Consider the following 26,622-nt stretch of genomic DNA (forward strand, 5'->3'; position numbering starts at 1 on the left):
GGGAACGGCGGTTTCCCGCAGGCGCCCCCCGATCGAGGGGGGTCGCGAGGGGGATCGCGTCAGGGGGATCTCGTCAGCGGGCGCGGCGGAACTTCGGGCAGTCGCAGAGCGCGCAGTCCGTGCCCGGACGGTAGTGCTCGTGTGCCGCCTGGGCGTGCCCGCACGTGCTGCACGCGGCGTCGTCGGCATCGAGGTGCACCACGACGAGGTCGGACGCTTCGGGGTCCGGAACCAGGTGCAACGTCGGGCGTGGACGCCTGGTCAGGCCGAGCCGGTCCATCGTTCGGGCCAGCGGCATGCGTCCTCCTCGTGTCCGGCGGGGACCGGGGTCGCACCGGCGGGTCGACCGGCGTCTCCCGCGAGTCTAGTGGCGGCAAACCGCAGCCTCCCCGCATCCTCCGAGCATCGCGGTTGACCCCCTGTCGACGCGCGCGGAGCATTGCCACGTCCACCCGACCAGACCGGCCCGACGGGACGAACATGACCGACCACACCACCACCGCGGAACGAGCCCTCACGCTCGACCCCGCGATGCCCTCGCCCGACGCCCCCACCTGGGTCGGAGCTGCCTGGGTCGGCGCCGTCGACCGGTCCGCAGCGCTCGCCGCCGACACCGTGCACCTCGCCGGCGCCGACGGCTTCCGCCGCGCCCGCCTCATGGTGCGCGACGGCCGCGACGTCGCCGGGTTCGTCGACGTGCGCGTCGACGACCGCGGGGCGGTGGACCCGGCCGAGCTGGGACCGGCCCTGCGCCGGTTGCCGGCCCCGGGCCTCCCGGTCGACGCCCCTGCGGACGGCGCACGCGTCTCCGTCGTCATCGGCACCCGCGAGCGCCCCGTGGCGCTCGCGCGCGCCGTGCGCTCCGTCCTCGACTCCGCCTACGACGACTTCGAGCTGTTCGTCGTCGACAACGCCCCCGTCACCAGCGGCACCCGCGACGTCGTGGCCGCCGTCGACGACCCGCGCGTGCACTACGTCCTCGAGGCACGTGCCGGCGTCTCCCGGGCCCGCAACGCCGGACTCGCACTGGCCACCGGCGGCATCGTCGCGTTCATCGACGACGACGTCGTCGTCGACCGCCACTGGATGGCCGCCATCGCCGCCGCCTACGACCGCGACGCCGACGTCTGGTGCGTCACCGGACTCGTCCCCAGCGGCGAACTCCGCACCCCCACGCAGCGCTTCTTCGACGAGCGGGTGACCTGGGCGCGGAACCTCGAGCGCCGGGTGTACCGCACGTCCGCCCCGCCGGTCGACGAGCCCCTGTTCCCCTTCACCGTCGGCGCGTTCGGCACCGGCGCGAACATGTCCGTGCGCCGCGACGCCGTCCGCCAGCTCGGCGGCTTCGACGTCGCCCTCGGCCCCGGCACCCGCGCCCGAGCCGGTGAGGACCCCGACCTGTTCACCCGCGTCCTGCTCGCCGGTGGGGCGCTCGCCGTGGAGCCCTCGGCCGTCGTCTGGCACGAGCACCGCAAGGACCGTGCCGCGTTGCGCTCGCAGGCGATCGGCTACGGCACCGGGCTCGGCGCCTGGGTGACGAAGCTCGTGCTGCGGCCCTCGACGGCGTTCGCGGTGCTGCGGCGTGCGGCCGGCGCGCTCCGCCGGCTCGGTGCGCTCGGGCAGGGTGCCGACGAGCGCCCCGTCGACGCGAGCGGCGGCTGGCCCGTCGACGCCGAGTTCACCGAGGCGACGCGCGGGTTCAAGCGCGCCGAGCTGACGGCCGCGCTGGGTGGGCCGTGGCGGTACCTGGCCGGGCGGCTGACCGCGCGCTGAGGCGCCGGGCGCCGGGCGCGGCTGGGCGGGGTCGCCGCACCCGGTTTGCGACAAGACGGTCGTCGTACGACACGTGTCTTGTCGCTTGTTGCGTGCGCAACGGTTGCGTGCGCGTGGGGGCGACGTCCTCGACGTCGTGCGACATCGCGAGTGTCGTACCGCGTCGGTCGGACCCGACAACGAACGGACGGGAGGCCCGTGGCGACACTGCCACGGGCCTCCCGTCCGTCACGCTGCGCGACTACGGCCGGAAGCGGCCGGCCTCGACGTCGCGCCAGCGGCGTCGGCTGCGGAACCAGGCGGCCGGGCCGGCGGGGAACCCGCGCAGCTCGTGGTACGCCAGGGTCTTCGGGATGCGCGTGGTCGAGGCGTCGTTGGTGACCTCGGTCGCGGCGTCCCGGCGTCCGGCCAGGCGGGAGAGCATCTGCTTCGACTTGACCTTCGCCGCGAGCGGCATCAGGCGTGCGAGGACGGCGACGTGCCGCTTGTCCTTCGCGGCGAGCGCGAACATCAGCGCGGTGAAGCCGACGCCGTTGCCGTGCAGCTGCTTGTGCAGGTCCTCGATGGTCTGGCGGTGCCGGTGGTGCACGACCGCGCGGGGCTCGAAGCCGATCTTCCCGCCGCGCCACAGCGTCTCGATGAACATCGCCAGGTCCTCGCCACCACGGGCGGGGGAGCCGGCGCCGAGGGTGTGGTCGAAGCCGCCGACGGCCTCGATCAGGGTGCGACGGTAGGCCATGTTCGCGCCGGCGCCGTACGCGCCGATGCCGTAGACGGCGAAGTGCTTGAGGACCTCGCCGGACGGGGTGACCGCCGAGACGCGGGCGTGCCGCATGGTGCCCTGCACGTCGTCCGGGACGATCGTCACGGGCGAGAAGGTGCGCTCGGCGCTGAACCCGCCGTAGTACGCCTCGTACCAGATCTGGGCGGGGGTGGTGAGCTCGCTCGGCAGGATCACGCCGGTGACGGCGTCCAAGCCGGGCTCGCTGACGAACCGGGACCCGATGGCGCGGAGCCACTGCGGGTCGACGCGGACGTCGTCGTCGGTGAAGGCGATGACGTCGCCGGTCGCGGCGGCGACACCGGCGTTCCGTCCGGCGGACAGACCGGGGCGGCGTTCCTCGACGAGGCGGACGTTCCGCCCGGCGAGCATCGCGGGCAGCGCGTCGCCGGCGGGGACGCGGACGCGGTTGTCGACGAGGATGACCTCGTGCCGCGGGTAGTCGAGGTGCTCGAGGACGTCGAGCAGCTTGCCGAGGTCCTCGACGCGGTCGACGATCGTGGACACGACGACCGAGATGGTCGGCAGGTCGTCGTCGGACACCGCAGGGACGTCGGCCAGGACGGTCTCCTGCAGCGCCTCGAGGGCGCGGGCCGCGTCTGCGGGGTCGTCGGTGAGCAGTACGTCGAGGGTGCCGGTGGGGTGGCCGCCGCGGTAGCCGATCACCATGGCGGACTCGCCGGTCTCGTCGGCGACGAGACGGGGGAGCGGGGCGTCGAGGTCGACGCCGATGACACGGCGCGGTGCGGGCACGGTGTCGGCGGTGTGGAGGGTGGCCATGTCGTGGACGCTACGTGGGGCCGTGGGTGCGGACAACGGCGCGGGACCCCAGTGGCGGTGTTCATGCGGAGTTCCGCAGTGGTGAAGCTGTGAACACCTTCAGTCGAATGAGGGGCCGCCCTGGGCATGAAGGAGTGGGATGAAGTCCGGGGGACGGTGTGTCTCCTGCGTGGTTCAAGGGAGAAGCACATGATTAAGCGCACGCGATCAGTCCGTTTCGCGGCCCTGGTAGTTGCCGCGATGGCAGCGGTGGGTGTGGTCGTACCCGCCCAATCGGCGTCGGCCTCGGTAAGGACCTACTACTACCAGCTGACTCGTCTCAGTTCGACCGGCACGAAGTTGTGCCTCACCTCTACCGGCAAGGGGGCGGCGGTGGTTACCACCACGTGCGCCAACACCAAGGCGCAGCAATGGTTCCAGCTTTCCTACGGCAACGTGATCGTGCTCACCAACGTTGCGAGCGTCTCGAAGACTTCAAAGAGCTACGTTCTGACTTCCGACTCGCAGAGCGCTGGCGCGAAGTTCACGATGCAGCCTGTTGATGGCAGTGCAAGGCAGCAATGGAGGTACGGGCTGGCAGCCAAGAACAATGGCTTTGTCAACGCTTCGTCGGGGCGGGTGATGGCCGCCGGTACGCTTCAAGTGGGACGACGGGTCATAATTGCCAAATCCCAGGACGGCGGCTATCTCCAGGCATGGTCGGATTACGGCGCCGGCACCTACAGCTGAGCGAGTTCGCCTCTCTTCGAAGGCGCCCTCTTCACGGTTTGCGAGGGCGCCTTCGTTGTGAGCGCTCACCCAGGAAGTCTCCGGGACTTCCAAGGTCACGCTCAGGTCACGGAACCGATGCAACCGGTTGCGGAACCCCTGCGGCGGGCGTAGCTTCCTCCACCAGCAGGCAGCGGCGCCTGCTCCAGGGCAGTGTCGTCGAACCCGATCGATGCCCCCTGGTGATCTCAATGAGGAGACAACGCTGTGAAGACAACACGCTCCAGGGTGCGGTTCGCATCCGTTGCCGGGGTCGCCGTCATCGGCCTCGTGCTCACCGGCTGCTCGAGCGGGAGCTCCGGCGCCGGTTCGGACGACGCCAAGAGCGGCCAGGACAGCCGCGGACCCATCACGTACGTGCAGGGCAAGGACAACTCGAACGTCGTCCGCCCGCTGATCGCGAAGTGGAACAAGGCCCACCCCGACGAGAAGGTCACCTTCAAGGAGCAGTCCGACCAGGCCGACCAGCAGCACGACGACCTCGTGCAGCACTTCCAGGCCAAGGACGCGAACTACGACGTCGTCGACGTCGACGTCGTCTGGACCGCCGAGTTCGCCGCGAAGAGCTGGCTGACGCCGCTGACCGGTGACATGAAGATCGACACCTCGAAGCTGCTGCCGGCCACGGTGAAGACCGCGACCTACAACGACACCCTCTACGCCGCCCCGCAGACCTCGGACGGCGCGCTGCTCTACTACCGCAAGGACCTCGTCAAGACGCCTCCGACCACGTGGAAGGAGATGATGGCCGACTGCCAGATCGCGAAGGACAAGGGCATCGGCTGCTACGCCGGGCAGTTCGCGAAGTACGAGGGCCTGACGGTGAACGCCTCCGAGGCGATCAACGGCTCCGGTGGTTCGGTGCTCAGCAAGAGCGGGGACCCGGACGTCGACACCTCGGACGCCAAGGCCGGCCTGCAGAACCTGGTCGACGCGTTCAAGGACGGGAACATCCCGGCCGAGGCGATCACGTACCAGGAGGAGCAGGGCCGCACGGCGTTCGAAGCCGGCAAGCTGCTGTTCCTGCGCAACTGGCCGTACGTCTACAACCTGGCGAAGACCGACGGTTCGAGCAAGGTCAAGGACACGTTCGGCATCGCGCCCATCCCGGGTGCAGACGGCACCGGCGCCTCGACGCTCGGCGGCCACAACGCCGCGATCAGCGTGTACTCGAAGCACAAGGCGACGGCGCACGACTTCCTCGAGTTCCTCATCTCGAACGACACGCAGAAGTTCTTCGCGACGCAGGGTTCGCTCGCCCCGGTCGTCGGTGACCTCTACACCGACTCCGAGCTGACGGCGAAGCTGCCGTACCTGCCGACGCTGCTCAAGTCGATCGAGTCGGCGGAGCCGCGGCCGGTCACGCCGTTCTACCCGGCGGTGACGAAGGCGATCCAGGACAACACCTACGCGGCGCTCAAGGGATCGAAGTCGGTCGACGAAGCCATGAAGGACATGCAGGACGCCCTCAAGTCGGCGACCAGCAGCTAGCGACACGCGGCGCACGCCGCATCGGACTGGAGGCACGGTGCCATCCCGGCACGTGCCTCCAGTCCGCCCCTACTTGCGTTCCGACACCCCCGGCAAGGAGGCCGACACGTGTCAGCAGCAACCGAGATCCCCACAGCCATCCCCAACCCGACGGGCATGGAACCGAAGCGCCAACGGCGCAAGGGCGGACTCAACGCCGAGCACGGCCGGTGGGCCGTGTACCTCATCGGCCCGACGATCCTGCTCCTCGCGATCGTCATCGGCTACCCGGTCATCAGCGCGATCATCCAGTCGTTCCAGCTCGACCAGGGCCTCGACAAGACCACGCAGTTGTTCGTGGAAGGCGGTTTCGCCGGCATCACGAACTACGCGCACTGGCTCGGCCAGCAGTGCGGCAACGTCACGTGCCCGCCCGGCAGCCTCGGCTCCCAGTTCTGGGTGTCGATGGGCAACACGTTCTTCTTCACGGTCGTCACCGTGGCGTTCGAGACGGCCATCGGCGTGTGGATGGCGATCATCATGAACCGCAACTTCAAGGGCCGCGCGCTCGTCCGTGCCGCGATCCTGGTGCCGTGGGCGATCCCGACCGCCGTAACCGCGAAACTCTGGTACTTCATCTTCGACGCGAACGGCGTCCTGAACCACGTCCTCGGGCACCAGATCCTCTGGACGAGCGGTGAGTGGTCCTCACGGTGGGCAGTTATCATCGCGGACACCTGGAAGACCACTCCCTTCATGGCACTGCTCATCCTGGCGGGGCTCCAGCTGATCCCGGAAGAGGTCTACGAGGCCGGCAAGATGGACGGCGCCTCGACGTTCCAGCGCTTCGTGCTCATTACTCTCCCGCTCATCAAGCCCGCGTTGATGGTCGCCATCTTGTTCCGCGTGCTCGACGCGCTGCGCATGTACGACCTGCCACAGATCCTGACCGGCGGCGGCGGTGGTTCCGGCAACGCCACCACGACCCTGTCGATCCTGGTAGTCGAACAGATCCGGCAGGGCTTCAACTCCGCGTCGGCACTGTCGACCATCACCTTCCTGGTGATCTTCATCGTCGCCTTCGTCTTCGTCCGGTTCCTCGGGGCCAACGTCGTCCAGACGCAGGCCGCCCAGCAGAAGGGTGATCTCAAGTGACCCTCGCAGCCGACCGCCCCCGGTCCTCCGCAGCAGCACGCGACCGCGCCGTCGACCGTGCCGACGTCCGCGTCCGCCGCAATACCGGCCCCCGCATCCGCACGGCCGTGCAGGCGATCGTCATCGCCGTGTGGTGCCTCCTGCCCTTCTACTGGATGGTGGTCACGAGCTTCCGCGACGTCGGGTTCACGTTCGACGCCACCCCGTGGCCGACGCACGTCACGCTCGACAACTACGCGACGGCGTTCTCCACGGCGCTCGGCAACCACCTCGGGCGGGCGCTCGCCAACAGCCTGCTCATCGGCGGCGTCGTGACGATCATCGCCCTGCTCGTCGGCACGACGGCGGCGTACGCCCTCGCCCGCCTCGAGTTCCGCGGCAAGTCGCTCATCGCCGGCGCGATCCTGGCAGCGTCGATGTTCCCGGGCGTCGCGCTCATCTCCCCGCTGTTCCAGCTCTTCACGGACATCGGGTGGATGGGCACCTACCAGGCGCTCATCCTGCCGAGCATCTCGTTCGTGCTGCCGCTGACGGTCTACACGCTCGCGTCGTTCTTCCGCGAGATGCCGTGGGACCTCGAGGAAGCAGCGCGCATCGACGGCTGCACCCGCGTGCAGGCGTTCCGGCGGATCATCCTGCCGCTCGCCGCCCCCGCGGTGTTCACGACGGCGATCCTGGCGTTCATCTCGAGCTGGAACGAGTACCTGATCTCTTCGCAGCTCTCAAGCGACGCGACGCAGCCCGTGACAGTCGCGATAGCAGGATTCCAGGGAAGCGTTCCGCACCAGGAGCCGTACACGGCGGTCATGGCCGCGGGCACGATCGTCACGATCCCGCTCGTCATCCTGGTCCTCATCTTCCAGCGACGCATCGTGGCCGGCCTCACCGCCGGTGGCGTGAAGGGTTGACGACCATGGCACAGCGCGGACCCACCCGGCCCACGGCCCGGATCGAAGAGGCGATCGGGTTCGTCGGCATGTTCGGCATCCTGTTCCTCGGCGCCACGGTGTTCTGCGAGGTCACCGGTCGACCGGCACTCGGCTGGGCACTCACCCTGCTGGTCTGCGTGCTCGGGGTCGTGTCGCTCGACCGGTGGCGGGTGCGGGTACTCCGCCGCCACGCGGTCGTCGACGGGGCCACCGACGGCATCGGTGCCGCTCCTGCCGTCGCCCCCGTCCGCACCGCTCGCGGTGACGACACCCGTCGTCAGCCACGGCCCTCGGCGGACGGGCGGGTGCACCAGCACAGCGGGTGGGACGAGCTCGCACCAGCGGGTCGTCGTGCACCGCACCGAGCGCGCCGGACCGCAGCGGCCGTCGCGCAAGCAGTCCCCGGCACTGCAGCCGACCGTCCGGCGGGCGTGACACACGGTACGGACGGCTGACGGGCCTCCCGGGTCGCATCGATGGGGATCCAGGAGATCGCGACCGTCACGGGACTGTCCAAGTCCACGGTGTCGCGAGCGCTGCGCGGCATGGAGAACGTGGCGGAGACCACGATCGACGAGGTGCGTCGGGTCGCCGACGAACTCGGGTACGTCCCGAGCTCGGCGGCGGCCGGCCTCGCCACCGGGCGGCAGCGCGCCGTGGGCGTCGTCGTCCCGGTGATCGACCGGTGGTTCTACGTCAAGGCACTCGGCGGCGTCGACGCAGAACTCCGTCGGGCCGGGTACGACCTCGTGCTCTACAACCTGGGCGGGCCGGGCGGCGACCGCGACCGGGCGTTCCGACGCTCGATGCTGCGGCACCGTGTCGACGCCCTCGTCCTGCTGTCCCTGGTGCTGGACGCGACCGAGCGTGCCGAGCTCGAACTCACCCGGCACCCGATGATCGTCATCGGCGGACCCGCACCGGGCCTGCGGAACATCGGGGTCGACGACCGAGCCGTCACCCGGATCGCGGTCGACCACCTGTGCGGACTCGGACACCGACGGGTCGCCTACGTCGGCGGGCAGGACGAGGCCGGCATGAACGTGGCGGTGCCGCACCTGCGGCGGGACGGGTTCGTCGACGCGATGCGGGCCGCCGGACACGCGGTGCCGGACCGGTGGCTGCTCGACGGGCGGTTCTCGTTCGCCGGCGGGCTGGCGGCGGGGAACGCGCTGTTCGGCGGGCGCGCTGGTGCCGGCGCCGGTGCTGGCGCCGGGCCCGATCGTCCGACTGCCGTGTTGTGCGCCTCGGACGAGATGGCGCTCGGGGTGCTCCTCGCCGCTGGGCAGGCCGGGCTGTCGGTGCCGGGGGACGTCTCCGTGATCGGGATCGACGGCCACGAGTACGGCGCCACCGTGGGCCTGACGACCGTGGCACAGGACCCGGAGGCGCAGGGGCGCGCAGCGGCGCGGGCCGTGCTCGCCGAGGTCGACGGCGGCGCTGCCGGAACGATCGTCGCGGCGCCGGCGCACCTGGTGGTGCGGGGGACGACGGGGCCGCCGCCGGGGTGAGGGTGTGTGGGGCGTGGCGGCGTGGCGGCGTGGCGGACTCGACTCGGAACGACGATCCCGATGTCGCACGACAACAGGAACGTCGTTCCGAGTCGGCCCCCGCCCGAGCCCGCCCGGCCCGCCGCGGGTAGCGTCGCCCGCATGGAGGTCACGAAGCTCGAACACGCCTGCCAGATCCTGTCGGACGGCGACGCCCGCCTGGTGCTCGACCCGGGCAACTTCACCCGCCTCGTCGACGCGACCGGGGTCGTCGCGGTCGTCGTCACCCACGAACACCCCGACCACGTCACGCCCGAGCAGCTGCACCGGATCCTCGCCGCCAACCCCGACGCCGTCGTGTTCGGCCCCGAGGGCGTCCGCGCGGCGCTCGCCGAGTCCGGCATCGCGGTCGAGGTAGTCACCGACGGCGACCACCGCACCGTCGGCCCGTTCGAGCTCGACTTCCACGGCACGCGGCACCAGCTCATCCACTCCTCGGTGCCGATCGTCGACAACACCGGCGTGCTCGTGAACCGCACGCTCTTCCACCCCGGCGACTCGTACACCGACCCGGGCGTGCCCGTCGAGGTCCTCGCCGCACCCGTCGGTGCCCCGTGGCTCAAGGTCGCCGAGATGATGGACTACGTCGCCGCGCTCGCCCCGGCCCGCGCCTACCCGATCCACGAGGCCACGCTCTCCGACATCGGCTACGGCATGCACACCGGTCGGCTCCGCGAGGCGCTCGCCCCGCACGGCGTGCTCGAGATCCTGCGGCCGGGGGAGTCGCTCACGGTCTGACCGCGCGGGGCGCGACAATTCCTGCTCACGAAGCGCGGCCCCGGACGTGCGCGCGGTCGGACGGGAGGCCCGTGGCGGGCCCGCCACGGGCCTCCCGTCCGATGGGCGGTCGCGTCCACGGCCGCGCGACCGATGCGCGTGCATGTTGCGACAGAGCGCGCGTCGTTCGACGCGTGTTTCGTCGCTCGATGCGCACGCAACGGATGCGTGTGCATGTTGCGACAGAGCGCGCGTCGTTCAACCGGTGTTCTGTCGGAATCTGCACGCGCAGCGAGCGCCGTATGCCGGGCGCGGCATGGCGGCACACCCGGGCGACACGCCTCGTTTTGGCGCGATGCGCGGCTTGTGCAATACTTGTCGAGTTGTCGGAACGGCCCCATCGTATAGCGGCCTAGTACGCTGCCCTCTCACGGCGGTAACGCGGGTTCGAATCCCGCTGGGGTCACCCAGGTGACATGCTCCGAGTCCGACAACAGCCGCGGCCCCATCGTATAGCGGCCTAGTACGCTGCCCTCTCACGGCGGTAACGCGGGTTCGAATCCCGCTGGGGTCACCAGCACCACGAAACCCCCGACGAGCTCCGGCTCGCCGGGGGTTTCGTCGTCGTGTGCCAGGCTGATTCCGTGTCCAGTGCCGTCCAGCTCATCCGGTCCGCAGCGCTCAGTGACGTCGCGGAGTACGCCTACGCGTCCACCGTGGCGGCCGGGACACGGCTCGTGTTCCTCGCGGGGGCGTGTCCGCTCGACGAGCACGGCGCGACGGTCGCCGTCGGTGACGTGGCCGGGCAAGCCGCGCAGTGCATCGCGAACCTGCGGACGGCGCTCGCAGCCGCCGGCGCGGGGGTCGACGACCTGGTCCAGACGCGGGTGCTCGTCGCGACGACCGAGCAGCAGGACCTCGTCTCCGCCTGGGACGTCGTCCGCGCCGCGATGGGAGACCACGACGTGCCGAGCACGCTGCTCGGCGTGACCGTCCTCGGCTACGACGACCAGCTCGTCGAGGTCGAGGCGATCGCCGCCGTCGCCGACTGAGCAGTACGCTGGACGGGTCATCAGACCCGGCAGTGGGGCCTGCCGGACCCAACCGCGCACGAAGCGCCAACGGTCCCTATCCCGAGAACACCGCACGCGCGGAGACGATCCGGCGTGCTCGGCGATAGGAGTACCGATGACCGATGCGCGACCGCCGCACCTCCGCTGGCGCTTCCTGGCCCTCGTCGCACTCGGCGGCGCGATCGGGACCGCGATGCGCGCACTGCTCGCCGAGGCGTTCCCCGGCCACGACGGCATCAGCTGGGTGATCCTCGCGATCAACGTCGTCGGAGCCTTCTGTCTCGGGCTCCTGCTCGAGGCGCTCGCGATGCGTGGGCCCGACGTCGAGGGGCGCCGCACGCTCCGGCTGTTCGTCGGCACCGGCGTGCTCGGCGGCTTCACGACGTACAGCACGCTCGCCGACGACACCGCGCAGTTGCTCGAGGTCGGCCGGTGGGGTGCGGGCAGCGGGTACGCGCTGCTGTCCGTCGTCCTCGGGCTCGGCGCCGTCGCGCTCGGGGTGTTGATCGCCGGGCGGCTCCGACCGCGTCCGACCGGCCCGGACGGAGGCGCGTCGTGAACCCGCTCGACCTGCTGCTCGTCGCCGTCGGCGGGGGAGTCGGAGCAGCGCTCCGGTTCCTGCTCGACGGCCTCGTCAAGGCGCGCACGTCCCGCTCGCGGACTGCCGGGTTCCCGCTCGGGACCGTGCTCATCAACGTGTCCGGATCGCTCGTCCTGGGCCTGCTCACCGGCCTCGGGCAGGCCGGCACGATCCCGCTCCCGGCGGTCGCGGTGCTCGGGACGGGCATGATGGGTGGGTACACGACGTTCTCGACGGCGAGCGTCGAGACCGTCCAGTTCCTCCGATCCGGCAAGCCCCGGCTCGCCGTCCTGCACGGCCTCGGGATGCTCGTCGTCTCGGTCGGCGCAGCTGCGCTCGGCCTCTGGATCGGAAGGAACTCATGACCTCGGAACGCCCCGGCGAACTCGTCCTCGTCCGTCACGGAGAGACGGAGTGGTCGAAGAGCGGGCAGCACACCGGCCGCACCGACATCCCGCTGACGGACAACGGTGTCGAGCAGGCGAAGCGCGCCGGCCGGTACCTGGCCGACCGCTCGTTCGCGTTGGCCCTGTCGAGTCCGCTGCAGCGTGCCCGCGACACCGCGCACCTGATCGGCGTCGACCCCGAGCTCGACGAGGACCTGTACGAGTGGGACTACGGCGCGTACGAAGGGCTCACCACCCCGCAGATCAAGGTGCTGCGCCACGGGCCGTGGGACCTCTGGACCGATGGAGTACCTGCCGGTGACACCCCCGGTGAGAACGCCGCCGAGGTCCGGGTCCGCGTCGAGCGCATCCTGAACCGCGCTCGTCCGGTGCTCGCCGAGGGCCAGGACGCCGTGTTCGTCGCGCACGGCCACGTGCTGCGTGCCCTCGGCGCCGCGTGGATCCGGCTCGCGCCGCAGGACGGTGCCGTACTGAAGCTCGGTACCGCATCGGTCAGCGTCCTCGGGTACGAGCACGGCCGCCCGGTCATCGACGCCTGGAACATCCAGCCCCGCGACTGACCTGCCGGCCGCGGGTCCGTGGGTGCGGTCTGCGAGAGCGACAGTTCCGCGCCACCTCGGCTGGTCAGTCCCGCGAGAGCGACAGAGTTGCGCGAACAGTTCGCGGAGATCTGTCGCTTTCGCGACCGGGTCGCGCCCACGACCGGACGGGAGGCCCGTGGCGACGCCGCCACGGGCCTCCCGGCCTCAGATGGTACGGATCGCGCTCGTGGCACCGAGGGCACGGCCGCGCCGCCGCTCGATCGCGCGCCCCACGAACAACAGCCCGACGCTGACGAGCGCACCGAGGGTGGTCTGCGCGACCCGGTCGAGCGCGAGGAGCTCCGGGGCCTCGGGCAGGCTCAGCCACGACACGGCGAGGGCGAGCGGCGTCAGGAACAGCAGGCAGACGGCGTAGTTCCGGGCGACGAAGATCTCCGCGAAGAACTGCCCCACGACGGCGATGACGACGATCCACCACGCCGACGGCTCGAGCAGCAGGATCCCGACGGCGATCACGGTGCCGCCGATCGTGCCGATGAAGCGCTGGAACGCCCGGATCACGGTGTGCCGCTGGCGGAGGGCGGGCAGGGTCGACACCACCGCGATGACGGCCCAGTACGGGTGCCCGAGCCAGGGGATGGTCGACGCCACCCCGCCGGCGACGAGCGACCCCACGACGTTGAGCGCCACGGTCTCCCACAGCGCGGCGGTGCGGAGGATGCCGAAGCCGCGCTCCTTGAGCGGCGCCAGCGGCCGGAACCGGTGCGGGGCGCGCGGGTGCCACACGTGCCGGATGACGAACCCGGACATCGCGACGAGCCAGGCCCAGACGACCGAGCAGACGATGATCGTCGCGACGAGCGGGACGTCCGCGGGCCTGAGCGGCACGAGGGCGGAGACCACGAACGCGAACACCGGGAAGATCGGCTGCGCGGGGATCGTCCGCAGGGTCGACAGGGTGCAGACCGCGACGACGAGCACCACGACGAGCCCGGTCGCCTGCAACCAGAGCGGGGAGCCGAGCAGGGCGACGCCGATGCCCGCGAACATGCACAGGGTCTGCAGCGCGCCCGCGACGCCCGTGGTGACGGCGCGCTGCCGGTAGGGCTCGGTCGCCCCGAAGATCGCGGTGAACCCGGCGAACATCGCGAACGCGGCGTAGCCCGGCATCCCGAGGGCGATGAGCAGCGCCAGCGGTGCACCACCCGCGATCGCTGCGCGTACCGCGCCCTCGAGGTTGATCGTCCGGGTCGAGTGCGCAGGTGTCGTCATGTCCCGACCATCTTCCCACCGCGACGGGTGTCGCGGAGTCGCCACGGGCCTCCCGGTCGACCGTCGCACCACGTGGAGAACGCGACGACGCGTTGGTATACCAATGGTAGAGTCGCCTGATCGTGCCGCGGTCGCGGCGCAACGACGAGAACGAGGGAGTCGAGCTCATGGGTAGGACGCTCGCCGAGAAGGTGTGGGACGACCACGTCGTGGTCAAGGGTGAGGACGGGAACCCGGACCTCCTCTACATCGACCTCCACCTCGTGCACGAGGTCACGAGCCCGCAGGCGTTCGACGGCCTGCGCCAGGCAGGCCGCCCGGTGCGCCGGCTGGACCTGACGATCGCGACCGAGGACCACAACACCCCGACGCTCGCCATCGACCGCCCCATCGCGGACCCGACGAGCCGGATCCAGATCGAGACCCTGCGCCGCAACTGCGCGGAGTTCGGGGTCCGCCTGCACTCCCTCGGCGACAAGGAGCAGGGGATCGTGCACGTCGTCGGCCCGCAGCTCGGCCTGACGATGCCCGGCATCACCGTCGTCTGCGGCGACTCGCACACCAGCACCCACGGGGCGTTCGGGGCCATGGCGTTCGGCATCGGCACCTCCGAGGTCGAGCACGTGCTGGCGACGCAGACCCTGCCGCTGAAGCCCTTCAAGACGATGGCGATCACGGTCGAGGGCACGCTGCGTCCGGGCGTGACCGCGAAGGACATCATCCTGGCGGTCATCGCGAAGATCGGCACCGGCGGCGGACAGGGCTACGTGCTCGAGTACCGCGGTTCCGCGATCCGTGCGCTCTCGATGGAGGGCCGGATGACGATCTGCAACATGTCGATCGAGGCCGGTGCCCGCGCCGGCATGGTCGCCCCCGACCAGATCACCTACGACTACGTGCAGGGCCGCGACCACGCCCCGACCGGTTCCGACTGGGACGACGCCGTCGCGTACTGGGACACCCTGGCGACCGACGACGACGCCGTGTTCGACGCCGAGGTCTTCATCGACGCCGACGACCTCGAGCCCTTCGTCACCTGGGGCACCAACCCCGGCCAGGGCGTCTCGCTGTCGGAGAACGTGCCTTCGCCTCTCGACTTCGAAGACCCGAACGACCAGGCCGCTGCGCAGCGGGCCCTCGACTACATGGACATCGCCGCCGGCACCCCGATGAAGGACATCGCCGTCGACGCGGTCTTCATGGGCTCGTGCACGAACTCGCGCATCGAGGACCTGCGGGCCTTCGCGTCGATCATCCAGGGCCGCAAGAAGGCCGACGGCGTCCGGGTCATGGTCGTGCCGGGGTCCGCTCGGGTGCGGCTCGAGGCCGAGGCCGAGGGGCTCGACGTCGTCATCAAGGAGTTCGGCGCCGAGTGGCGGTTCGCCGGGTGCTCGATGTGCCTCGGCATGAACCCCGACCAGCTCGCACCGGGGGAGCGCTGCGCGAGCACGTCGAACCGCAACTTCGAGGGGCGCCAGGGCAAGGGCGGGCGCACCCACCTGGTGTCGCCGCTCGTCGCCGCCGCCACCGCGATCCGCGGCACGCTGTCCAGCCCGTGGGACCTGGCGACCGACGACGCACTGGCGAACGTGACCGACACAGCGAACACCACCGAGGGGACCTTCTGATGGACAAGATCACCACCGTCACCGGCATCGCCGCCCCGCTCAAGCGGTCGAACGTCGACACCGACCAGATCATCCCCGCGGTCTACCTCAAGCGCGTGACGAAGACCGGCTTCGAGGACGCCCTGTTCTCCGGCTGGCGCCAGGACCCCGACTTCGTGCTGAACCAGCCCGAGTACCAGGGCGCGAAGGTCCTGGTGGCCGGCCCGGACTTCGGCACAGGGTCGTCCCGTGAGCACGCGGTCTGGGCACTGCGTGACTTCGGCTTCGCGGTCGTCATCTCGCCCCGGTTCGCCGACATCTTCAAGGGCAACGCGGGCAAGCAGGGCCTCGTCACCGCGATCGTGACCGAATCGGAAGTCGAGCGGCTCTGGGCCGAGATCGAGCGGAACCCGGGGGTGTCGGCGACCGTGGACCTGGTGGCGCAGCGCGTGTCGCTCGGGGATGTGGACGTCCCCTTCGAGATCGACGCTTACACTCGTTGGCGGTTGATGGAAGGGCTCGACGACATCGGGCTCACCCTCCGTGACGAGACCTCGATCACGGAGTTCGAATCCCGCCGCTCCAGTTGGCGGCCGAAGACATTGCCGGTGAAGTAGTGAACTCTCTCGTACAGGACGCAGCGGCCGCAGGGGCGCGCGTGGGCCTCAAGTCGGACGAGATCGTCATCCGCGGGGGCAAGCCGCTCGTGGGGCGCATCGAGGTCCGCGGGGCGAAGAACCTCGCGACCAAGGCCATGGTGGCGTCGCTGCTCGGTGACACCCCGTCGATCCTCAAGGACGTCCCGGACATCTCCGACGTCAAGGTCGTCCGTGGGCTGCTCGAGGTGCACGGCGTGCGCATCACCGATCCTGCACGAGGCGAGCTCATCCTCGACCCGGCCAACGTCGAGTCGGCGCACTTCGCCGAGATCGACGCCCACGCTGGCTCGAGCCGCATCCCGATCCTGTTCTGCGGCCCGCTGCTGCACAAGCTCGGCGAGGCGTTCATCCCCGACCTCGGCGGCTGCCGCATCGGCGACCGCCCGATCGACTTCCACCTCGACGCGCTCCGCGCGATGGGTGCGGTCGTCGACAAGCAGGTCAACGGCATCCACCTGACGGCTCCGAACGGGCTGAAGGGCGCGTCCATCGAGCTGCCGTACCCGAGCGTCGGCGCGACCGAGCAGGTCCTGTTGTCGTCCGTCCTGGCGACCGGCGTCACGGAGCTGCGGAACGCGGCGATCGAGCCCGAGATCATGGACCTCATCGCGATCCTGCAGAAGATGGGCGCGATCGTGTCCGTCGAGCCGAACCGCGTGATCTTCATCGAGGGCGTCGAGTCGCTGCGCGGCTACACGCACCGTGCGATCAACGACCGCAACGAGGCCGCCAGCTGGGCCTCCGCCGCGCTCGCCACCGACGGCGACATCTTCGTCGAGGGCGCGAACCAGCAGGAGCTCATGACGTTCCTCAACGTCTTCCGCAAGGTCGGCGGCGGCTTCGACGTGCAAGAGGACGGCATCCGGTTCTACCGTGAGCGCGACACCCTCAAGCCCGTCGTCATCGAGACCGACGTGCACCCCGGCTTCATGACCGACTGGCAGCAGCCGCTCGTCGTGGCGCTGACCCAGGCCGAGGGGCAGAGCATCGTGCACGAGACCGTGTACGAGAACCGCTTCGGCTTCACCGACGCGCTGAACGAGATGGGCGCCGACATCGTCGTCCACAAGGAGGGGCTGCCCGGGCACGACCGCCGTGTCGCCCGCCGTCCGTTCGAGCAGGCCGCGGTCATCACCGGTCCGACGACGCTGCACGCGGCGAACGTCCGGGTCCCCGACCTCCGCGGTGGCTTCAGCCACCTCATCGCGGCGCTGACCGCCGACGGCGAGTCCCACATCACCAACGTCGGCATCATCAGCCGCGGCTACGAGCACTTCATCCCGAAGCTGCGGAAGCTGGGCGCCGACTTCGACTTCGCGGGTTAGTCGCGGTGTCGGTTCCGCAGCCGGGTGACGGTCCGTCGCGTCCGGGTGACGGTCCGTCGCGTCCGGGTGACGGCCCGTCGGGCCAGGGCGATGGCCGGGAGGCCCGTGGTGCGTCCGCCGTGCAGGTCGCGACCGGCCTGCCGGTGCGTGGACGGCGGTGGAAGCGTGGGGAGCTCAACCCCGCGTTCCGCATCGTGGCGTCGATCGTCATCCCGACGTTCCGGTTCTCGTCGAACTACCACTGGTACGGCCCGAACCGCCTGCCGGCGGACGGTGCCTTCGTGCTCGCGCCGAACCACTTCACGAACATCGACCCGCTGGTCGTCGGCACCGCCGTCTACATCAGTCGGCGGGCCCCGCGGTTCCTGGCCAAGGCCTCGCTGTTCAAGGTGCCCGTCTTCGGCAAGCTCATGTCCGGCATGGGCCAGATCCCGGTCGAGCGCTCCGGCCGCACCCGGTTGAGCGACCCGCTCGGCGGCGGGCGATCGCTCATCGAGCAGGGCGGGGCGATCATCGTCTACCCCGAGGGCACGCTCACCCGCGACCCCGACCTCTGGCCGATGCGCGGCAAGACCGGAGCCGTCCGCATCGCGCTCGAGAACGACGTGCCGCTGATCCCGATGGCCCACTGGGGCACGCAGGGCATCATGGCGCGCTACTCGAACAAGCTCCGCCTGTTCCCGCGGTCGCGCGTGGACGTCATCGTCGGCGACCCCGTCGACCTGTCCGCCTACCGTGGCCGGCCGATCGACCAGCAGATGCTGACCGAGGCCACCGAGCTGCTCATGCAGCGCATCACGGAGCTGCTCGAGCAGCTCCGTGGCGAGCAGGCCCCGAAGACCCGCTGGGACCCGGCGGCGAACAACCAGAAGGAGACCGGCCGGTTTGAGTGACCTCCGCCCGCACGACGATCGTCCCGACCCCGTCGCAGCAGCGCCGGGTGCCTTCGACACCGCCGCGATCCGGGTGGTGATGCAGTCGACCGACAAGCCCCGTGTGGCGGTCATCGGTGCCGGCAGCTGGGGCACCACGTTCGCGAAGGTGCTCGCCGAGGGCGGTGCCTCCACGGTCGTGTGGGCCCGCCGTCCCGAGGTCGCCCGCGAGATCACCGAGACGAAGCGGAACTCCGACTACCTGCCCGGCATCAACCTGCCCCGCACCCTCACGGCGTCGACGTCGCTCGAGCAGGTGCTCGACGGCGCCACCCAGGTGTACGTGTCGGTGCCGTCGCAGACGCTGCGCTCGAACCTCGACGCGATCCGCGAGCTCCTGCCCGCCGGTGTCCCCGTCGTCAGCCTGATGAAGGGCGTCGAGAAGAGCACCGGCCTGCGGATGAGCGAGGTCCTGCTCCAGGGACTCGGCATCGACCAGGACCGCATCGCCGTCGCGAGCGGACCGAACCTGGCGCTCGAGATCGCCCGCCGGCAGCCGACCGCCGCCGTGGTGTCGTCGTCGAGCGTGGAGACCGCGACCGCTGTCGCCGCCGTCGCGACGAACCCGTACTTCCGGTCGTTCATCAACACCGACGTCATCGGCACCGAGTTCGGCGGCGTGCTGAAGAACCTCATCGCCGTGGCGATCGGCATCGTCGACGGCGTCGGCTACGGCGAGAACACCAAGGCGTCGATCATCACCCGCGGCCTCGCCGAGATGACCGAGTTCGCGGTGTCGCTCGGCGCGCAGCCGTCGACCCTGTCGGGCCTCGCGGGCCTCGGCGACCTCATCGCCACCTGCCAGTCGCCGTTGTCCCGGAACAACACCGCCGGGCGCCTGCTCGGGCAGGGGTACCGGTTCGACGAGGTCGTGCGGCAGATGAACCAGACCGCCGAGGGACTGGCGTCCGTCGCACCGATCCTCGAGCTCGCCGCCGCGAACGGCGTCGACATGCCCATCGTCAGCCAGGTCGGCGAGGTCCTCGCCGGTAGGCTCGATCCGCGCAACATCGCGCCGCACCTCACCGAGACCGACGAGCCCCAGGGCGAGTGACCGGTCCCGCACCGAGTCACGAAGGGACTCCCGTGCCCACGATCCCCGAGGGAACCGACGTTCCCACGACCACCGTCGCCGTCCTGTTCGGCGGGCGCTCGAGCGAGCACGAGATCAGCTGCGTGACCGCCGGCGGCATCATGGACGTCGTCGACCGCACCGAGTACCAGATCGTCCCGATCGGCATCACGAAGGACGGTGCGTTCACGCTGCAGTCCGACGACCCCTCGCAGTGGGCGATCCGCGACCGCTCCCTGCCGACCGTGCCCGACAACGGCACACGCGTGGCGTTCCCGACGTCGCCGGCGACGAACGAACTCGTCGTCTCGCACCCGGACGGCTCGGTCACGTCCGTCGCCGTCGACGTGGTGTTCCCGATCCTGCACGGTCCGTTCGGCGAGGACGGCACGATCCAGGGCCTGCTCGAGATCGCCGGTCTGCCGTACGTCGGTGACGGCGTGCTCGCGAGTGCCCTGGCAATGGACAAGCACGTCGCGAAGGCCGTCCTCGAGCACGCCGGTCTGCGGGTCGCTCCCTGGACGACCGTGCTCCGCCGCGAGTGGGCGTCCGACCCGGTCGACGTCGCCGAGACGATCGCGGCGCACGGCTGGCCGCTGTTCGTGAAGCCGGCACGCGCGGGGTCGAGCATGGGCGTCTCGCGCGTCGACGGGCCCGACGAGCTCGGCGCCGCGATGGACCTGGCGTTCGAGCACGACTCCAAGGTGATCGTCGAACCGCGGGTCGTCGGCCGCGAGGTCGAGGTCGCCGTGCTCGAGGGCCGTGACGGTGCGCCGCGCACGAGCCTGCCCGGCGAGATCGTCGTGGCGGAGGACGGCTTCTACGACTTCGCGTCGAAGTACCTCGGTGGCGATGAGTCGCTGCTGTGCCCGGCGCCGCTCACCGAGGCGCAGACCGACGAGATCCGGTCGATCGGTGCTCGTGCGTTCGAGGCCATCGGTGGTTCCGGGCTCGCCCGCGTCGACTGCTTCCTGACCGACGACGGCTTCGTCGTGAACGAGGTCAACACGATGCCCGGGTTCACCCCGCTGTCGATGTACCCGCGCTGCTGGGCGGCGTCGGGTGTGTCCTACGGCGAGCTGGTCACCGAGCTCATCGAGCTGGGGCGCGCCGCCGTCCGCTGACGGTCGACCGGCGTCAGCCCTGCACGTCGGACGGGTCCAGGCACTTGTGCCCGTCCTCCGGCAGCGTCGACACCGCCGTCGCGATGTCCTGCAGCACCGCGCTGCCGGTCTTCGACGTGTCGACGACGACCTGCACCGCGGGGGACCGTCCGAACGTCGTGTAGACGATCTGCTTGCCGCGGTCGTCGCGGATCCAGTCGACCGACCCGAGCGTGAAGCACGGCAGGTCGGACACGGTCGGCACGGCGACGCCGCAGTGGTACAGCGCGGCCTCGGGGTCGCCCCAGGCCGCGGTGGACTGTGCGTTGGTGTTCCGCAGGTCGTACGTCGAGTCGACGGTCGCGGGCAACCGCACCTGTGCGGCCGCGCACGCCGCTGCGTTCGCAGAGGGTGCCGCGCTCATGCCGACGGAGTTCGTGCACCCGGTCAGCCCTGCCGCGAGGGCGATCACGACCCCCGCGATCGCGAGGGTGCGAGGGGTGCGGCGCGCGGTGTCCATCGCGGTCCAGGCTACCGTTCTCGTGTGGACGCGACGTACGACGCCTGGGCCGGACCGACCGTGGGGGAGCTCGGTGAGCTGGTCGTCCTCGACCGGATCACGAGCCGGCTGCCGACGGGCTCGCCGCTCGTGGGGCCCGGGGACGACTGCGCCGTCGTCGCCGCTCCCGACGGCCGGTTCGTCGTGACGACGGACATGATGGTGCACGGCCCGGACTTCCGGTGGGCGTGGTCCTCGCCCGAGGACGTCGGCTGGAAGGCCGCCGCGACGAACCTGTCGGACGTCGCGGCGATGGGTGCGGTGCCGAGTGGCCTCGTCATCGCCCTCGCTGCACCGCAGGACACCCCCGTGGCGGTGCTCGAGGGCATCGCGGACGGCTTCCGCTTCGCTGTCGACGCCCTCGCGCCCGGCTGCGGTGTGGTCGGCGGCGACCTCTCCACCTCGGCGACCTTCACGGTGGCGGTGACGGCGTTCGGCGACCTCGGTGGTCGCGCCCCGGTGCTCCGGTCAGGCGCTCGTGTGGGCGACGTCGTGGCGGTCTCCGGCGAACTCGGCCGTGCTGCCCGCGGGCTCGCACGGCTCTTCCGCGACGGCGTGGACGCGCAGGGCGAGCCGGACCGTGCAGCGACGGTGGCGAGCGGTGCGGACGCCGATCCCGACGTCGACCGCCAGCGCCGACCCGTGCCCCCGATCGGCGACGGGCCCCTCGCTGCTGCGGCCGGGGCGACGGCGATGCTCGACCTGTCCGACGGCCTGGCGATCGACGCCGGACGGCTCGCCCGTGCGAGCCGGGTGACGCTCGACCTCGATGCCGACGCCCCGCTCGACGAGGTCGCGCTGCACGGTGGCGAGGACCACGGTCTGCTCGCGACCTTCCCCGCCGAGGCTGCGCTGCCGGGTGGCTTCCGCCGCATCGGAGTCGCGCGCGACCGCGGCGACGCGGACCTGCTGCGCGCCGGAGCCCCGGTGCCGACGACCGGCTGGGACCCCTACGCCGACTGGGACGGCGCCGCCGGCTGACCCGCCCGGCCCGACGTCGGACGGCGGCGACGTGGCGGAGCCGAGCCGGGCCTCCCGGTCAGTGCGCGTGCATCTGTCGACGGAACACGCGTCGATCACCTGGCGTCCTGTCGGAAGATGCGCACGCATCCGATGCATGCGCATCTTGCGACACGGCACGCGTCGATCAACTCGTGGATCGTCGCGAAACGCGCCCACGCCCCGAGACCCGCGCGGCTCAGGACGCGGCGGCCACGGCCTCCCACGCCACGGTCTCGCCGTAGCTGCGCTTGCTGAACGGCTCGAGCCCCGCGGGCCACGTCGGTTCGGCGGAGCGCTTGCTCCGCTCGACGACCACCACGGCACCGGCGGTCAACCGCGGCACGAGCGTCTCGAGCACCTCGGCGATCTCGTGCTCGGTCACGTCGTACGGCGGATCGATGAAGACCAGGTCGAACGTGCGCACCGTCCCGCGCAGGTACCCGAGCACCGGCTGCGGCTGCACGTCGATCCGCACCCCGGGAATCCGCTGCTGCACGGCCTTCGCGTTCGCCCGGCACGCCTGCGCCGCGGCCGACGCGCGGTCGACCAGCACGACCTCGACCGCACCGCGCGACGCCGCTTCGAGCCCGAGGGCACCGGTGCCGGCGTAGAGGTCCGCGACGGAGGTGTCGTCGACGAGCCCACGGGCCTCGAGCGACGAGAACAGCGCCTCGCGCACCCGGTCGCTCGTCGGCCGGGTGCCGGACTTCGGCACACGGAGCGTCGTGTTGCCGGCGGCGCCGGCGATGATGCGGGTCATGCAGCCACCGTATCGGCCGGCGGCGTCGTCCACAGGCCGGACGGGAGGCACGTGGCACGTCGGTCGTGCCCGGTACCGTGGTGTCCGTGGTCACCACCGGAACCCCCGCTGCGCCGGCCGCGCCCGACCTCGGTCCGGCGCCCCTCGACGCGCGGCTCGCGAACGTGCTCGGTGGTCGGACCGCGTCCGCGATCCAGAAGGCGTTCGGCCACCGCACGGTGGGGGAGTTCCTCGAGCACGCACCCCGGCGCTACGCCGAGCGCGGGGCCCTGACGGCGCTCGACTCCCTGGCGATCGGCGAGCCGGTCACCATCGTGGCCGAGGTGGTCGACGTCCGCGAGCGCACGATGCGTGCCCGCCGCGGATCGATCCTCGAAGCCAAGATCGGCGACGGCAAGGGGCTGCTCACCCTGACGTTCTTCAACCAGGGCTGGCGCACCAAGGACCTGGTGCCCGGTGCCCGCGGCATCTTCTCCGGCAAGGTCAGCGACTACCGCGGTGCCCGCCAGCTCGCCCACCCGGACTACGAGCTCTTCGACCCCGACGACCCCCGCGCCACGGCCGACCCGGGTTCGGACGAAGCGATCCGGTGGTCGCGGCAGCCGATCCCGATCTACCCGGCGACGGCCTCGCTCACCTCGTGGCAGATCGCGAAGTCGATGGGCATCGTGCTCGACACCCTGCCGGACCTGCCCGACCCGGTGCCGGCCTCGGCGCGCAGCCGGCTCGACCTCGTCCCGTTCCGCCGGGCGCTCGAGCTGCTCCACCGCCCCGAGAAGGTCGCGGACTTCAAGCGCGCGCAGGACGCCCTGCGCTACCGCGAGGCGTTCGTGCTGCAGACCGCCCTGGTGCAGCGCCGGATCCGCGCCCGACGCACCGCGGCGACCCCGCGGGTGGCGGTTCCCGGTGGCATCCTCGCGCGCTTCGACGCCACCCTGCCGTTCACCCTGACCGACGACCAGCGTGCCGTCGGTGCCGAGATCGACACCGACATCGCCCGCACCTGGCCGATGCACCGGCTGGTGCAGGGCGAGGTCGGTTCCGGCAAGACCCTCGTGGCCATCCGCGCCATGCTCACGGTGGCCGAGTCCGGTGGGCAGTCCGCCCTCATCGCCCCGACCGAGGTGCTGGCCGCGCAGCACCTGCGGTCCATCGTGAAGTTCCTCGGACCGGACCTGGCGGCCGAGCTCCGTCCGGTGATCCTGACCGGGTCGCAGTCCACCGACGAACGCCGACGGGCCCTGCTCGCCGCGGCGTCGGGCAGCTCGCGGCTCGTGGTCGGCACCCACGCCCTGCTCGGCGACCGCGTCGACTTCGCCGAGCTCGGGCTCGTGGTCGTCGACGAGCAGCACCGCTTCGGAGTCGAGCAACGTGAAGCGCTCCGGACCAAGGGCGCCACCCCGCCGCACGTCCTGGTGCTCACCGCCACGCCGATCCCACGCACCGTCGCGATGACGGTGTTCGGCGACCTCGACGTCTCGACGATCACCGGGCTGCCCTCCGGCCGTGCCGGCGTCGAGACCTTCACGGTCCCGCTGGCGGAGCACCCCGGGTGGGAGTCCCGCATCTGGTCGCGGATGGCGGAGGAGCTCGACAAGGGGCGTCAGGCCTTCGTGGTCTGCCCCGCGATCGACGACGCCCACGCCGAGGACGACGGCGAACCCGCGCCCGCCGAGTCCGAGGACGACGCCCCCAAGCGCGCGCCGGCGACCGTGCTCGCCACCGCCGAGCGGATGCGCACGATGCCCGTGCTCGACGGCCGGCGGATCGCGGTGCTGCACGGCCGGATGACGGCGGACGAGAAGGACCGCGTGATGACGTCCTTCGCCGCCGGCGACCTGGACGTCCTCGTCGCGACGACCGTGATCGAGGTCGGTGTCGACGTGCCGAACGCCGCGATGATGGCCGTGCTCGACGCCGATCGCTTCGGCGTCTCCCAGCTGCACCAGCTGCGCGGCCGCATCGGCCGCGGGCAGTGGGCGGGCGTCTGCCTGCTCGTCACCACCGCCGAGCTCGAGACCACCTCGCGCGAGCGCGTCGACGCGGTGTCCGCCTCGGACGACGGCTTCGAGCTCGCCCGGGTCGACCTCGAGCTCCGGCGCGAGGGCGACGTGCTCGGCGAGCGGCAGTCGGGCGGCCGGTCGTCGCTGAACCTGCTGCGCGTGGTCGAGCACGCCGACCTCATCGTGGACGCCCGTGGCGAAGCCGAACGGGTCCTCGAACCCGATCCCGAGCTCGACGGGTCCCCGGCCCTGCGCGAGGCACTGGCACGCCGCCTCGACGAGTCCGACGCGGCGTTCCTCGGCAAGAACTGACCCCGAGCCGGACGCCCCGGCACGGACCGGTATCGTCGCTGCCATGGCGCAGATCGCGGTGGTCCCCGGTTCCTTCGACCCCGTCACGCTCGGGCACCTCGACGTCATCGGTCGAGCTGCCGGGCTGTTCGACGAGGTGCACGTGCTCGTGGTGCACAACCCGGACAAGAAGCCCGCGATGTTCGAGGCGGTCGACCGCGTCCGGCTCATCGAGGAGTCCCTGGCCGAGGTCGGCACGCCGGGAACGGTCCGGGTCGGGGAGTGGACCTCCGGGCTCCTCGTCGACTACTGCCGGCAGGTCGGGGCGAAGGTGCTCGTCAAGGGCGTGCGATCGGGCGAGGACGTCGCGTACGAGACCCCGATGGCGATCATGAACCGGCACCTCGCCGACGTCGAGACCGTGTTCCTGCTGCCCGACGCCTCGCGCTCCCACGTGTCGAGCTCGCTCATCCGCCAGGTGTCGACGCTCGGCGGCGACGTCACCCCCTACGTGCCGAAGGCCGTGGCGGCGGCCCTCGCCGCACGCTGAGCCGCACGCCGAGCCGCACGCCGAGCCGGAGGCACGGCCGCCCGACGCGCGGACACACCCCCGCCTGCCTCGACTCTCGGCTGCGTTCACGCTAGGGTTGACGATCGTGTCTTCCCACGTGAACAGCCCCTACGCCCTGCGCGTGCGCGATCTGGCGCACCGTCCGGGCGAGATGCGCGAGCACTCGCTCGACATCGTGGTGCCGGACGCGCTGGGAGCCGGTGTGATCGCGGTGCGCGAAGGTGCTCCGCTGCGCATCGACCTGCGGCTCGAGGGCCTGCACGAGGGTGTCCTCGTGTCCGGTCACGCCTCGGCCGACGCGACGGGGGAGTGCTCGCGCTGCCTCATCGACATCAGCGAACCCGTCGAGGTCGATTTCGCCGAGCTGTTCGCGTATGATGCCTCGGAGGATTTCGACTTCTTCGTTCGCGATGACCACGTGGACTGCGAACAGGTCGTTCGAGATGCGGTGGTGCTGGCGCTGCCGTTCCAGCCGGTCTGCCGACCGGACTGCCCAGGCCTCGACCCGGTGACGGGCGAGCGACTGGCCGACCTCGATGAGCAGCCCGTTCACGAGACCCTGGACCCGCGCTGGGCAGCCCTGACCGGCATCCAGCTCGAAGCAGCCGAGCGTGCGGCCCACGGCGACACCACCGACACGAAGACCACCGAGGGCGAGGAGCGGGCCGAGGCCGAGTAGGCCCCGACACCGCCAGCCCCCGTACCGACCACCGACCAACCGAAAGAGATTCACCATGGCCGTTCCCAAGCGCAAGCAGTCCCGTGCGAACACGCACGCCCGTCGTTCGCAGTGGAAGGCCACGCCGATCCAGCTCGTCAAGACGATCGAGAACGGTCAGGTCACCTACAGCCTCCCGCACCGCGCGAAGGTCGTCGAGGACTCGGCCGGCACCCCCCTGTACATGGAGTACAAGGGCCGCAAGGTCGCCGACGTCTGATCG

The 26,622-nt window shown here is 71.0% G+C and carries 28 protein-coding genes and 2 tRNA genes; 25 read left to right on the forward strand and 5 right to left on the reverse strand.

The window, feature by feature from the left end; all coding sequences use genetic code 11:
- Positions 1 to 73: 73 nt before the first annotated feature.
- Complete coding sequence (locus tag EDF28_RS06770; protein ID WP_123937660.1) at positions 74 to 298, reverse strand: hypothetical protein; 225 nt, start codon at positions 296 to 298, stop codon at positions 74 to 76.
- A 182-nt stretch (positions 299 to 480) separates the two neighbouring features.
- On the opposite strand from EDF28_RS06770, the gene EDF28_RS06775 reads away from it, so the two are divergent.
- Entirely contained in the window at positions 481 to 1,773 is a 1,293-nt protein-coding gene (locus EDF28_RS06775; RefSeq protein ID WP_123937661.1) for a glycosyltransferase family 2 protein, read from the forward strand.
- Between the two features lie 241 nt (positions 1,774 to 2,014).
- Here EDF28_RS06775 and EDF28_RS06780 read toward each other — a convergent pair whose 3' ends face one another.
- On the reverse strand, positions 2,015 to 3,334 hold the full coding sequence (locus tag EDF28_RS06780; RefSeq protein ID WP_123294822.1) for a glycosyltransferase: 1,320 nt from the start codon (positions 3,332 to 3,334) through the stop codon (positions 2,015 to 2,017).
- 189 nt (positions 3,335 to 3,523) lie between these two features.
- Between EDF28_RS06780 and EDF28_RS06785 the strand changes: the two genes are divergently transcribed.
- The 13 genes from EDF28_RS06785 (at position 3,524) to EDF28_RS06845 (ending at position 12,543) form a co-directional block, all read left to right on the forward strand.
- Entirely contained in the window at positions 3,524 to 4,063 is a 540-nt protein-coding gene (locus tag EDF28_RS06785) for a ricin-type beta-trefoil lectin domain protein (protein ID WP_185094167.1), read from the forward strand.
- A 246-nt stretch (positions 4,064 to 4,309) separates the two neighbouring features.
- Complete coding sequence (locus EDF28_RS06790; RefSeq protein ID WP_123937663.1) at positions 4,310 to 5,593, forward strand: ABC transporter substrate-binding protein; 1,284 nt, start codon at positions 4,310 to 4,312, stop codon at positions 5,591 to 5,593.
- Positions 5,594 to 5,749: 156 nt separating this feature from the next.
- Positions 5,750 to 6,727: a carbohydrate ABC transporter permease gene (locus EDF28_RS06795; RefSeq protein ID WP_123938095.1), complete on the forward strand. Its 978-nt coding sequence runs from the start codon at positions 5,750 to 5,752 to the stop codon at positions 6,725 to 6,727.
- Between the two features lie 95 nt (positions 6,728 to 6,822).
- On the forward strand, positions 6,823 to 7,635 hold the full coding sequence (locus EDF28_RS06800) for a carbohydrate ABC transporter permease (RefSeq protein WP_260154811.1): 813 nt from the start codon (positions 6,823 to 6,825) through the stop codon (positions 7,633 to 7,635).
- A 5-nt stretch (positions 7,636 to 7,640) separates the two neighbouring features.
- The gene (locus EDF28_RS19190) at positions 7,641 to 8,111 is read left to right on the forward strand and encodes a hypothetical protein (protein ID WP_185094168.1); all 471 of its coding nucleotides are present in this window, start codon (positions 7,641 to 7,643) and stop codon (positions 8,109 to 8,111) included.
- A gap of 21 nt (positions 8,112 to 8,132) precedes the next feature.
- Positions 8,133 to 9,167 (forward strand): LacI family DNA-binding transcriptional regulator, encoded by a 1,035-nt coding sequence (locus EDF28_RS06810; RefSeq protein ID WP_123937665.1) that lies wholly within the window; start codon positions 8,133 to 8,135, stop codon positions 9,165 to 9,167.
- Between the two features lie 141 nt (positions 9,168 to 9,308).
- Entirely contained in the window at positions 9,309 to 9,944 is a 636-nt protein-coding gene (locus tag EDF28_RS06815) for an MBL fold metallo-hydrolase (protein WP_123937666.1), read from the forward strand.
- Positions 9,945 to 10,316: 372 nt separating this feature from the next.
- Positions 10,317 to 10,389, forward strand: a tRNA-Glu gene (locus EDF28_RS06820).
- 35 nt (positions 10,390 to 10,424) lie between these two features.
- Positions 10,425 to 10,500 (forward strand) — tRNA-Glu (locus tag EDF28_RS06825).
- A gap of 67 nt (positions 10,501 to 10,567) precedes the next feature.
- On the forward strand, positions 10,568 to 10,975 hold the full coding sequence (locus EDF28_RS06830; RefSeq protein WP_123937667.1) for a RidA family protein: 408 nt from the start codon (positions 10,568 to 10,570) through the stop codon (positions 10,973 to 10,975).
- A gap of 136 nt (positions 10,976 to 11,111) precedes the next feature.
- A complete protein-coding gene (locus tag EDF28_RS06835; RefSeq protein ID WP_123937668.1) occupies positions 11,112 to 11,555 on the forward strand; it encodes a CrcB family protein in 444 nt (147 codons plus the stop codon).
- Positions 11,552 to 11,941, forward strand: a complete 390-nt coding sequence (crcB, locus tag EDF28_RS06840) for a fluoride efflux transporter CrcB (protein WP_123937669.1) — start codon at positions 11,552 to 11,554, stop codon at positions 11,939 to 11,941. Before EDF28_RS06835 ends, crcB begins: the two co-directional genes overlap by 4 nt.
- On the forward strand, positions 11,938 to 12,543 hold the full coding sequence (locus tag EDF28_RS06845) for a histidine phosphatase family protein (RefSeq protein ID WP_123937670.1): 606 nt from the start codon (positions 11,938 to 11,940) through the stop codon (positions 12,541 to 12,543). Before crcB ends, EDF28_RS06845 begins: the two co-directional genes overlap by 4 nt.
- Positions 12,544 to 12,729: 186 nt before the next feature.
- Here EDF28_RS06845 and EDF28_RS06850 read toward each other — a convergent pair whose 3' ends face one another.
- Positions 12,730 to 13,797 (reverse strand): FUSC family protein, encoded by a 1,068-nt coding sequence (locus EDF28_RS06850; protein WP_123937671.1) that lies wholly within the window; start codon positions 13,795 to 13,797, stop codon positions 12,730 to 12,732.
- Between the two features lie 167 nt (positions 13,798 to 13,964).
- Here EDF28_RS06850 and leuC point away from each other — a divergent pair, with 167 nt between their 5' ends.
- The 6 genes from leuC to EDF28_RS06880 all read left to right on the forward strand — a co-directional run bounded on the left by leuC (position 13,965) and on the right by EDF28_RS06880 (position 20,516).
- A complete protein-coding gene (leuC, locus tag EDF28_RS06855; protein ID WP_123937672.1) occupies positions 13,965 to 15,425 on the forward strand; it encodes a 3-isopropylmalate dehydratase large subunit in 1,461 nt (486 codons plus the stop codon).
- Positions 15,425 to 16,021, forward strand: a complete 597-nt coding sequence (gene leuD, locus EDF28_RS06860) for a 3-isopropylmalate dehydratase small subunit (protein ID WP_111086049.1) — start codon at positions 15,425 to 15,427, stop codon at positions 16,019 to 16,021. Before leuC ends, leuD begins: the two co-directional genes overlap by 1 nt.
- The gene (gene murA / locus EDF28_RS06865; protein ID WP_123294811.1) at positions 16,021 to 17,388 is read left to right on the forward strand and encodes a UDP-N-acetylglucosamine 1-carboxyvinyltransferase; all 1,368 of its coding nucleotides are present in this window, start codon (positions 16,021 to 16,023) and stop codon (positions 17,386 to 17,388) included. The genes leuD and murA overlap by 1 nt, the downstream gene beginning before the upstream one ends.
- 119 nt (positions 17,389 to 17,507) lie before the next feature.
- The gene (locus EDF28_RS06870) at positions 17,508 to 18,281 is read left to right on the forward strand and encodes a 1-acyl-sn-glycerol-3-phosphate acyltransferase (RefSeq protein WP_123294848.1); all 774 of its coding nucleotides are present in this window, start codon (positions 17,508 to 17,510) and stop codon (positions 18,279 to 18,281) included.
- A 79-nt stretch (positions 18,282 to 18,360) separates the two neighbouring features.
- Entirely contained in the window at positions 18,361 to 19,374 is a 1,014-nt protein-coding gene (locus EDF28_RS06875) for an NAD(P)H-dependent glycerol-3-phosphate dehydrogenase (RefSeq protein WP_111086095.1), read from the forward strand.
- 32 nt (positions 19,375 to 19,406) lie between these two features.
- Entirely contained in the window at positions 19,407 to 20,516 is a 1,110-nt protein-coding gene (locus tag EDF28_RS06880; protein WP_311394734.1) for a D-alanine--D-alanine ligase family protein, read from the forward strand.
- A 13-nt stretch (positions 20,517 to 20,529) separates the two neighbouring features.
- On the opposite strand, the gene EDF28_RS06885 is transcribed toward EDF28_RS06880, so the two are convergent.
- The gene (locus EDF28_RS06885) at positions 20,530 to 21,015 is read right to left on the reverse strand and encodes a DUF3515 family protein (protein WP_123937673.1); all 486 of its coding nucleotides are present in this window, start codon (positions 21,013 to 21,015) and stop codon (positions 20,530 to 20,532) included.
- Between the two features lie 24 nt (positions 21,016 to 21,039).
- On the opposite strand from EDF28_RS06885, the gene thiL reads away from it, so the two are divergent.
- Positions 21,040 to 22,035: a thiamine-phosphate kinase gene (gene thiL, locus EDF28_RS06890; protein ID WP_123937674.1), complete on the forward strand. Its 996-nt coding sequence runs from the start codon at positions 21,040 to 21,042 to the stop codon at positions 22,033 to 22,035.
- A gap of 217 nt (positions 22,036 to 22,252) precedes the next feature.
- Here the strand turns inward: thiL and EDF28_RS06895 are convergent, their stop codons facing one another.
- The gene (locus tag EDF28_RS06895) at positions 22,253 to 22,816 is read right to left on the reverse strand and encodes an RsmD family RNA methyltransferase (RefSeq protein WP_123937675.1); all 564 of its coding nucleotides are present in this window, start codon (positions 22,814 to 22,816) and stop codon (positions 22,253 to 22,255) included.
- 86 nt (positions 22,817 to 22,902) lie between these two features.
- Here EDF28_RS06895 and EDF28_RS06900 point away from each other — a divergent pair, with 86 nt between their 5' ends.
- The 4 genes from EDF28_RS06900 (at position 22,903) to rpmF (ending at position 26,619) form a co-directional block, all read left to right on the forward strand.
- Positions 22,903 to 25,131, forward strand: coding sequence for an ATP-dependent DNA helicase RecG (locus EDF28_RS06900; protein ID WP_123937676.1), 2,229 nt, complete (start codon positions 22,903 to 22,905; stop codon positions 25,129 to 25,131).
- A 43-nt stretch (positions 25,132 to 25,174) separates the two neighbouring features.
- Positions 25,175 to 25,660 (forward strand): pantetheine-phosphate adenylyltransferase, encoded by a 486-nt coding sequence (gene coaD / locus EDF28_RS06905; RefSeq protein ID WP_111086053.1) that lies wholly within the window; start codon positions 25,175 to 25,177, stop codon positions 25,658 to 25,660.
- Positions 25,661 to 25,832: 172 nt separating this feature from the next.
- A complete protein-coding gene (locus EDF28_RS06910; RefSeq protein ID WP_216834224.1) occupies positions 25,833 to 26,360 on the forward strand; it encodes a DUF177 domain-containing protein in 528 nt (175 codons plus the stop codon).
- A gap of 55 nt (positions 26,361 to 26,415) precedes the next feature.
- Complete coding sequence (gene rpmF / locus EDF28_RS06915; protein WP_017888273.1) at positions 26,416 to 26,619, forward strand: 50S ribosomal protein L32; 204 nt, start codon at positions 26,416 to 26,418, stop codon at positions 26,617 to 26,619.
- Positions 26,620 to 26,622: the final 3 nt, after the last annotated feature.

Source organism: Curtobacterium sp. PhB137, from assembly GCF_003814955.1.
GTDB lineage: Bacteria > Actinomycetota > Actinomycetes > Actinomycetales > Microbacteriaceae > Curtobacterium.